The organism is Cellulophaga sp. F20128, assembly GCF_023015805.1.
GTDB lineage: Bacteria > Bacteroidota > Bacteroidia > Flavobacteriales > Flavobacteriaceae > Cellulophaga.
Genome location: NZ_JALKBA010000033.1, coordinates 1 through 10,761, shown reverse-complemented (window position 1 = coordinate 10,761; position 10,761 = coordinate 1). Strand labels below are relative to the sequence as shown.

Annotated in this window: 5 protein-coding genes; all 5 read left to right on the top strand. The window is 35.7% G+C overall.

Going from position 1 to position 10,761, the window contains the following annotated elements; genetic code table 11:
- A partial coding sequence (locus tag MWU65_RS17095) for a gliding motility-associated C-terminal domain-containing protein (protein WP_247079897.1) occupies positions 1-1,470 on the top strand: 1,470 nt, incomplete at its 5' end.
- Between the two features lie 18 nt (positions 1,471-1,488).
- A complete protein-coding gene (locus MWU65_RS17090) occupies positions 1,489-2,445 on the top strand; it encodes a type IX secretion system membrane protein PorP/SprF (RefSeq protein WP_247079896.1) in 957 nt (318 codons plus the stop codon).
- Positions 2,446-2,464: 19 nt separating this feature from the next.
- A complete protein-coding gene (locus tag MWU65_RS17085) occupies positions 2,465-4,402 on the top strand; it encodes an OmpA family protein (RefSeq protein WP_247079895.1) in 1,938 nt (645 codons plus the stop codon).
- Positions 4,403-4,621: 219 nt separating this feature from the next.
- Positions 4,622-9,871, top strand: a complete 5,250-nt coding sequence (locus tag MWU65_RS17080) for a Calx-beta domain-containing protein (RefSeq protein ID WP_247079894.1) — start codon at positions 4,622-4,624, stop codon at positions 9,869-9,871.
- Positions 9,872-10,269: 398 nt separating this feature from the next.
- On the top strand, positions 10,270-10,761 hold a 492-nt coding region (locus MWU65_RS17075; RefSeq protein ID WP_247079893.1), incomplete at its 3' end, for a hypothetical protein.

The following is a 10,761-nucleotide window of genomic DNA, read 5'->3' as shown; positions in this document are numbered from 1 at the left end:
GCAGCCTGGGAAGCGCTAGATTGTGATGGGGACGGAGTAACCAATGGTGATGAGACTACAGACAATACAGATCCATTAGACGGTTGTTCTTTTCTACCAGCAAGTATAACCCTTACACCAAGTACAGCCTGGGAAACGCTAGACTGTGATGGGGACGGAGTAACCAATGGTGACGAGACTACAGACAATACAGATCCATTAGACGGTTGTTCCTATTTAGCATCAAGTGTAACCCTTACTCCAAATGCAGCCTGGGAAGCACTAGATTGTGATGGAGACGGAGTAACCAATGGCGATGAAACTACAGACAATACAGACCCATTAGACGGTTGTTCCTATTTAGCATCAAGTGTAACCCTTACACCAAGTACAGCTTGGGAAGCGTTGGACTGTGATGGCGATGGAGTAACCAATGGTGACGAGACTACAGACAATACAGATCCATTAGACGGTTGTTCCTATTTAGCATCAAGTGTAACGCTTACACCAAGTACAGCTTGGGAAGCGTTAGATTGTGATGATGACGGAAATCCTAATGGAGGTGATCCTAATCCTTTGGTTGCAACTGCAGTGGATGATTATGGAGAAACAGCCGCATTAACCAAAATTGAAATTAATATTTTGGCTAATGATGACTTTTTACCTAATTCTGATCCAAATAATTTAGGTTTTAATACTATTACACAAACAGGAGGAACCGCAGTAGGAGTAGTAACTTTTGACGCAGATACCGGTTTGTTTTCTTATATACCTGATGCTTCTGAATCAGATACTAATGTTACTATTCTGTATCAAGTATGTAATACAATTCCGGATCCAATAGTATGTGCTACAGCGACCATTACAATCAAAGTAGGTCCAGATGCAACCTACATTATGGCCGTAGATGATGATTATAGTTCAAATGAAATAGATGGTAGTACAGGGGGAACAGTGCCTAATAGTAATGTTTTATCTAACGATACTGTAAATGGTAATACCGCTACTACCTCCAACGTTGTGATTACATCTACCCCAACAGGACCATTGGTAATTAATAATGATGGTACAGTTAGTGTTGAAAGTGGAACTAGCCCCGGAGTTTATATGATTGAATATACTATTTGTGAAGAAGGTAATCCTAACAATTGTGATAGCGCCATAGTAACTGTAAAGGTTAAGGCTCCAGAAGCAATTGTTGTAATGCAGATGGTTACTCCAAATAGTGATGGTAAAAATGACTTCTTATGGATTACAGGTGTTCAAGCTGCTCCAAATAATAGTATTCGCATCTACAATAGATGGGGAGTAGCAGTCTTTGAAGCTCAAGGTTATAATAATCAAACTAATGTTTTTGATGGTAGATCTAAAGGAAGATCAACTGTGAAATCTGGAGAAGTACTACCTGCAGGAGTTTATTATTATATTTTTGATTATGAACTTAATGGGAGCAATAATACAGATAGTGGTTATCTATATGTAAGTAAATAACATATTTAATAGCATAAAATGATAAAAATTAAAAGAGGCATAATTGCAACTGGAGTATTATTGTTACTTGTATTGGAAAATGCAAATGCACAACAAGATGCACAGTACACTCAATATATGTTTAATACCTTAACGGTGAATCCGGCTTATGCAGGGTCTCGAGGACAATTAAGTATTGCTGCTTTATATAGGGCGCAATGGGTTGGTTTAGAAGGTGCACCAACTACGCAAACATTGAATATTCACTCACCAATTAGGAATAGTAGATTGGGCTACGGTGTGTCTATTGTTAATGATGAGATTGGAGATGGAGTGGTACAGGACACCCAGTTGGATGCTACAGTTTCTTATACCGTTAACTTGGCTAGGGATAAAAAATTATCTTTTGGGCTTAAAGCTGGTGGTAACCTATTAAACTTGGATTTTGAAAAGCTAAGAAGGTATCAAGAAGAAGTTGTTGCAACAGATAATATTGAAAATAAATTTTCTCCAAATTTTGGAGTAGGTGTGTATTACCATACCGATAAATTTTATTTGGGTTTTTCAGCACCCAATTTAATAGAAACCAATCATTTTGATAATTCAGAAACTGATGCAAATTCGGTGCAGTTTTTATCCAGAGATAAGGTTAACTTCTATGCAATAACGGGTTATGTTTTTGATTTAAATAGTTTTCTAAAGTTTAAACCGGCCTTATTAACAAAAGTAGTTGGAGGGGCTCCAATTCAAATTGATGCATCTGCAAATTTTATGTTTAATGAAAAATTTACATTTGGTGGTGCATATCGATGGAATGCGGCAGTAAGTGCCCTAGCCGGTTTTCAAGTATCAGATCAAATAATGATAGGCTTGGCTTATGATAAGGAAACAACAGAATTAGGAGGAACGCAATTTAATGACGGGTCTTTTGAAATATTTTTAAGATTTGAATTGGTAAAAGCTTTTGAAAAATTAGTATCACCTAGATTTTTCTAAATACAAAAATAGAGAACCTATGAGTAAAAAAATAATAGTAATAGTTGTCATGGTGTTTTGTATGGTAGGGAATTTATATTCTCAAGATAGACTCATAGAAAAAGGAAACGAAAAATATAGGAGTTATTCTTTTAGCCCTGCAATAGATATATATACCAAGGTTATCGAAAAAGGGTTTGTTTCTGCAGAATTGCTGGGTAAGTTGGCAAATTCTTATTACTTCAATGCAGATTATAAGAACGCAGCTGAAATTTATAAACGACTAGTTACTGAATATGAGGCAGAAGTAGATCCTGGTCAATATTTTAGATATGCCCAAACATTAAGAACGTTAGATGAATATGAGTTGTCCAATGAAATATTAAAAAAGTTTTATAATTTAACTTCAAGTGGAGCCAAAGCTTCATTGCAAAAAGATAAGGCCTATACCTTAGAAGATATAAGAAAAAATACAGATAAGTTTAAGGTTTTAAAATTTGATCACAATACGATTTACAATGAATTTGCGCCGTCATTTTATAATAAAGGGCTTATTTTTTCTTCAGATAGGGACACGGGAAATTTAGCTAAATATAGGCATACCTGGAATTCAAAGGGTTTTTTGGACCTGTATAAAATTAATGCCGATAGTAGTTCCGTAAACAACATAAGTAAATTAGGAAATGCAGTAAACACAAGGTATCATGAATCTACATCTGCCATAAGTAAAGATGGTAAAACAATGTACTTTACTAGTAATAATTCCAAAGATGGTAAAACTATAAAAGCGGATGATGGTATTGTGCGTTTAAAAATATTTAGAGCAACAATAGTTGATGGTGAATGGACAGATATCATAGAATTACCTTTTAATAGTGATGCCTATTCGGTAGCACATCCCGCCTTTAGTACAGATGAAAAAACACTTTATTTCGCGTCCGATATGCCAGGGACACTTGGTGAGTCCGATATCTTTAAAGTTGCAATAAACAATGATGATACCTATGGAACTCCAGAGAATTTGGGAAGCAATATAAATACAGATTCTAGAGAAACATTTCCATATATTTCTAAAGAAGGAGTGCTTTACTTTTCTTCAGATGGGCATTTGGGCTTAGGAGGTTTGGATGTTTTTGCGACTAAAATTAACCAGAATAATTTGCCTGGCGCTGTAGTTAATGTTGGAGCACCGGTAAATAGTAATATGGACGATTTTACCTTTATTTTTGATTCTGAAAATAGAAATGGATATTTTGCATCAAACAGAATGGAGGGAATTGGGGAAGATGATATTTATGCAGTAGTAGAGAATGAGCCTCTAGAATTAGAATGTATACAACAAATTACAGGAACGGTTAGAGATAAAATATCTAATGAAATATTAGTCGGGGCGGCTATTAAGGTTATCGATGAGAATAACGAAGAGCTATCATCTACAATTATGAGTTCTACAGGGATCTATAAAACTTCTGTAGACTGTAATACTGGTAATTTTGTGAGAGCCGTAGTAGATGGTTATGTGCCTTCAGAAAAGTATATAGGTATTTCTGATGGAGGAGAGCAGGTCATTGATTTTTATTTAGAACGGGATAAGGTTACTGCTGGTTTTGGAGATGATTTAGCTAAATTATTACAACTTAGTACTATCTATTTTGATTTAAACAAGTACAACATTCGTGCAGATGCTGAGATTGAAATACAAAAGGTTATTGTAGCCATGGAAAAATTTTCTAGCTTAAAAATCAAAGTAAACTCTCATACGGATAGTAGAGGAAAAGATGCGTATAATTTATGGCTTTCTCAAAAAAGAGCAGAGTCTACTGTTAATTATATGATTGCTATGGGGATTGATGCAGAACGTTTACAAGGGGAAGGTTTTGGAGAAAAGCGTTTGGTAAATAAATGCGATAATGGTGTAGTTTGCTCTAATAAAGAACATGAATTGAATAGAAGATCTGAATTCATCATTTTAGAATAAAGGAAAGTAAATGGTTTCATTGATAGGGCTTTGATTAAAAATCAAAGCCCTATTTTATTTGTAGTATTTGCATTACAAACACATCTTTGTGTCGTATTTTTCTTTGTTTAAGGCTTCATTTTTACAGGGTTAGACCTTGTATTATGGGTTGTACACAACATTAATTGCTTGTTTAATAAGTTAGCTTGTAATTTAGCGAATAGATAATATTCTATACTAATGAAATTATTAAGCACAAAAATTACATTTATCTTTCTATTGTTTACGGCCTTAGCAATGGGGCAAGAAACCTATCGGGATAATTTTAGTTCTAAATCCTACTCAAACAATGATGGGTCCTCTAATTTTTCAACGAGTTGGAACGAATCTAATGATAATAATAATGCAAGTTCAGGTAATATAAGAATTACTGGAAATAGATTACGATTTGAAGAAATTTCTAAAAATGATGAAAGAATTCAAAGATCTGTAGATTTAAATGGTGCGTCTGCTGCCACCTTATCATTTAATTGGGAAACAGTAGATCTGGATGGTTCTGGTGGAAATAGAGAGGAATTGAGCGTTCAAATTTCATCCAATGGTACTTCGTTTACAACAATAGGTACTTTTAGGGGAGACCAATCAGGAACATTTAGTCAAAATATTTTATCCTATGCCTCTGCCAATACAACTGTTCGATTTATTAATCTAAGTAATTGGCAATATGGGGATTGGGAAGAGGATGAGTATGTTTATATTGACAATTTTTTAATTTCTGCTACCTTCCCTCCGCCAACTCCAATTATAGAAGTGAATAATGTAACAGTTAATGAGGGTGCTGCCAATGCTACCTTTACTGTAACGCATACTGGAGCGGGAACCGCACTGCCTTTTACTGTAAACTACACAACCATAAACGGTTCCGCAACTTCTGGTAGCGACTATACAGCTACTTCAGGACCGTTAGTTTTTAGCGGTACCACGGGGGAAACTAAAAGTATTACAGTTCCAATTTTGGATGATCCTATGGTTGAAAGCTTGGAGACCTTTGTCATTCAGTTTACAAGTGTTAGTAATCTATCTGTAGATATTTCAGATACCGGAACAGGTTCAATTACAGATAATGACTCCTATACGATAACAAATGGAGGAACGGATACTACTTGTAGTGGTGCATTTTTTGATTCTGGTGGAATTTCGGGGAATCATTCAAATAACGAAAATAGTACTTATACGCTTTGTCCAAATACCGTTAATACAGATGTTAGAATAGATTTCACCAGTTTTGACGTCGAATCTGGGTATGATTTCTTATACATTTACGATGGCACAACAACATCAGCCACATTAATTGGCCAATTCCACAATGGTAATCCACCACCATCAACAATAACGGCTTCTAACCCAGCAGGATGTTTAACTTTTAGATTTGTATCTGATTATAGCGTTAATAATTCAGGTTGGGAAGCTTCAATTTCTTGTTCAACCAGAGGCCCAGTTCTTAGTATTGACGATGTAACGGTAGATGAAGATGGTGCAAATGCCATATTTACAGTAGAACATACAGATTCAAATGCCTTTGGTCCGTTTACGGTTAATTACCAAACAGTAAATGGCACAGCAACTTCTGGTAGTGACTATACTTCCACAACTGGAACTTTATATTTTACTGGGACAGCAGGGGATACAGAAACGATTACAGTTCCTATTTTAGATGATGGAGCGATTGAAAACCCGGAAAATTTTACAATTCAATTTACAAGTTCATCAAATAATACAGTTGATATTTCGGATACCGCTACGGGAACCATAATAGATGATGATGCATTAATTATGACCAATGGAGGCACTGCAAATACGTGTAGTGATACATTTTTTGATCCTGGCGGAGTTAATAATTATAGTAATAATGAAAATGTAGTCTATACAATTTGTCCAGATACAGCAGATACTTATATCAATGTGGACTTTACAAGTTTTGAAGTAGTTACAGGTGATGTTCTTTATGTCTATGATGGAGATTCTACCAGTGACCCACTGATAGGACAATATGATAGTGCAAATATTCCAACAGTAATAAATTCATCAGATGCTTCAGGATGTTTAACTTTTAGATTTACATCTAACGGCAATAGTACAGGAGCAGGTTGGGAAGCAGCGGTTAGTTGTTATCCAGAAGGTCCAGTAATTGTCATTGATGATATTTCTTTTGATGAGGATATAGGGAATGCCGTATTTACAGTAAGATCTACACGTGCGGCACATGGCACAACTGTTTTCTTGTTTGGATTTCAAAATAGACCTTTTACGGTAGATTTTCAAACAGTTAACGGAACGGCTCTTTCTGGCAGCGATTATACGGCTACTTCAGGAACCTTGACATTTAGTGGCGCATTAAATAATGTGCAAACTATTTCTATACCAATAGCAAACGATGGTTTGCCAGAATTTGCTGAAGATTTTTCAATAGAATTTACAGGAGCAACTGCACAGTATGCAACGGTAAACTATTCAGATATGGGAACAGGAACCATAAACTCACAGATATTAGCAAATGATCCCTTGACCCTATTTCAAGAATTTGATGGCTATTATGACTATTCTACCACGGGGGGTACCTTAAGAACTGGAGCAAATGGAGCATCTCCTTGTGATGTAACCACATCCTCATCTAATAGTTTAATTTCTCCAATACCAAATACAGCAACAATTGAAAGGGCTTATTTGTATTGGGCACATTCTAATACCGTTAGGGATGACCAAGTAACTTTTGAAGGTCAAACAGTATCCGCAAATTATTTATATCAGACATCTTTGACCAATCGAAATTTTTATGGCTATGTCAGTGATGTCACGGCTATAGTTCAGGGGGTAGCTAACCCTTCAACAAATGTTTTTGATTTTAGTGATTTGGATATAGATAATACGGGTAGTTATTGCACTACTTCTACAGTATTAGGTGGGTGGACATTGATCGTTTTTTATGAAGATCCTTCCTTACCCGCTGTAAATATTAACTTATATCAAGGATTTGATGGACTTAGTAATGAAGGAACATCTTTCACCTTAGATTCATTTTATGCGATTTCTGGATCGGGAGCAAAAGCTTCATTTTTATCTTGGGAAGGAGATCCTGATTTAAATGGTTCTAGTTCTGGTTCAACTAATCCAGAAGCATTGTCAATCACAAATCAATCCAATACAACTTTTGCACTTTCTGGCGACGGAGGTCAGTCAGGGAATAACGCTTATAATTCTACCATTTATGACAATACAGTAAGTCCGGTTTATAATACATCAAATTCATATGGAGTAGATTTGGATACCTATGATATTTCTAGTTTTATATCTCCAACAGATAGCCAGGTAACAGCAAATGTTGATGTAGGGCAAGATTTTGTAATATCAGCAGCTGTGGTATTAAAAGTACCCTCAAACTTAATTGCAGGTAATGTATTTGAAGATGTTAATTATCCTGGCGGCTTAGGACGTAATAAAATCGCTTCAGGGGGTATAGGAACCTCTGGCACAATTGTAGAGCTTTTTGATGCCTCAGGTACCTTTGTTCAAAGAAAAAACACAGATATCAATGGTAATTATTCCTTTGGAGGAATGGCTGATGGAGATTACAGTATTAAAGTAGTGAATTCTACTGTGAGGTCTAATAGAGGAGGCGGATTAAATTGCTCAGCCTGTTACCCCATACAAACCTATAGAACCTTTAAAGGCGCTTCTTCCATAATAGAAGTAACCAATGAAGTGGGAGGAAAAAACCCTAGTGCTACCCAAGATGTTGCTCTAGGAGTTTTAACAAATGCACAAAGTGTGTCAAGCGTCTCAGTTTCCGGTAATGGAGTGGTGGGAATTAATTTTGGCTACAACTTTAACACTATCGTAAATTCTAATTTTTACGGACAAGGTACGTTAGAACAGTTTATTATAAATTCCAATAACCTAGGGGAAGCGATCTTGGATATTGAGGCCAATTCTATTTTTAACCCAGCCTTGGGAGAAGATGTTTCTGTTTTTATGATTCCATCGGCATCAGATCCATTAGGAAGAACTATGGATGTAAACTTTTCTGGTGGCGTAATTACAATAACGAATACCATTGCTTTGTCAGAAATTACGTCAAGTAATACACATATTGATGGCAGAACACAAACTGCAAACATAGGCGATACAAATTCAGGTTCCATTGGAACAGGAGGAACTGTTGGTGTAGATGCAGCATCTTTACCTGTTTATTCCTTACCAGAAATTGCCATTAATGGTGATGATAAAGTCGGATTAACATTAGATGGTGACCCATCGAATGTGGTGATAAGAAATTTAGCTATATATAATGCTACAAGGGCCATAGAAGGAAAAGGAGATGGAGGCTTAGGAACAAATAGGACAGTATCAGAAATGTTGTTAGGAGTTTTGCCTAATGGTAATGATCCAGGTGCAGCATTACGCAATACGTCTTATGGTGTTCGATTAGAATCTCCTGCACAAATAACCGTAAACGCTTCATACATTGGCTATAATGGCAATGGAGGATTGTTAGGAGTGTCTAGTGGATCAAAGCTAAGTGCTACCTATAATGAAGTATTCTTAAATGGAGGTGATACCGATTCACATGATGGAATAGATGTAGATGGCGTTGATGGCACCATTCAATACAATTTAATTTATGGGCAAAAAACCTTGTCAGGAACTCCTTCTGGAGATGGAGGTAATGGAATAGAGTTGGGTTCAACATTAGCTATTTCGGGGAATAACTTAATAGAAAACAATACAATCTATAACAATGTTTCTGCCGGTGTAAACTTAAGAAACGGAGCAAGTGGAAATACAGTTTCAAAAAACATTATACATAATAATGAGGTTGGTATTTCCGTAAATAATGAAAGTAGCTCAGCTAATTCTAATAGATTTACACAAAATAGTATATATGCAAACAATGGTTTGGGTATCGATTTGTATGGAGGAGGAACAGGAACTTTTGATGGAGTTACTTTAAATGACAATGGAGATACAGATAATGGTGCTAATGATTTATTGAATTTCCCAATAATTTCTGGAGCATATCAATCGGGTAGTACGTTTATTATTGAAGGATGGGCTAGACCGGGTGCTATTATTGAAGTGTTTTTAACAGATATAAGTGAAGGTACAGCCGTCGCTGGAGACAATGAATTTGGAATGTCAACAGATTATGGTGAGGGACAAGTTTATTTAGGAACCTTTATTGAAGGCAGTGGTTCTGACACAGATAATAGTTCATCTTCCTATTTGGATGAAGATGGAAATACGGATACCACCAATAGGTATAAGTTTGTTACGGCCTTACCACCGGGTTCTGGTGCCGCCTTGGGGAAATATATTACAGCTACTGCAACAGTGGCAAATTCAACTTCAGAATTCTCTCCCATTAGCATAATAAAAGGATATAAAGCAATAACAAATAGGCGTATTACCTACCGCGTTAAAATAACCAATTAATGCTTTCAAGCTGTTGTAAAATGATGTATTAAAACAGCCGTAATTCTGTTTTAATACATCATTTTATATCTTACTTTTTTGTAAAAACCCTTGTTTCCATATGTCGATGAGCCGTTTAAAAGGTTGATGTAATCGATTAAAGTTACTTACAAAACTTATTAGTTTGTAGGAATAAAATGTTGCAACTATAATATTTTAGAAGTTTACAATGGAATATAGCCCTTATACAACATTTATTTCTCTCAAAGCTTATCTAAGGTTAGTTTCGTATCAAGTTAACCTATGTTGAGGTTCAATTTAAAATTAGGCAGAATAGAATAGACAATACTGATGAGTAGCTTTTGCAAATACACATCAATCAATTATAGTAAGAAATGATCAAAATAAAATTACCAACCATGAAGAAGTTACTTTTACCGATACTATTATTGATATCGGGAATTACATTTTCACAAACCACTGTTACATTAGAAGATCAATGTAATTGCGAGGTGTTAAGCGGCACAGATGTCAACACAGCTGGATTGGCAACACCGGCCGGTGCCGACTTAGGAGATTTATACGTTAACACAAATACAGGAACTATCTATTTCTGGGATGGAAATTCTTGGGAATTATCTTCAGGTAGCAACCCTTCAATAGAAGATTTTATATTTAATCAAGCTACTGGAGAACTTTCCCTTACAATGGTTGGAGGAAGCTCAAGTGTTGTGGATTTGAATTATTTATTTCCAATAACAACAACTCTAGTAGATAATACAGATGGCACCTTTACTTATGTAAATGAGGAGGGTACATCAATTACTATTGACACTAAACGCTCAACGGTATTAGATAATGGAGATGGTACATTTTTAATTACGGATGATTCTGGTAATTCAGTTACTGTA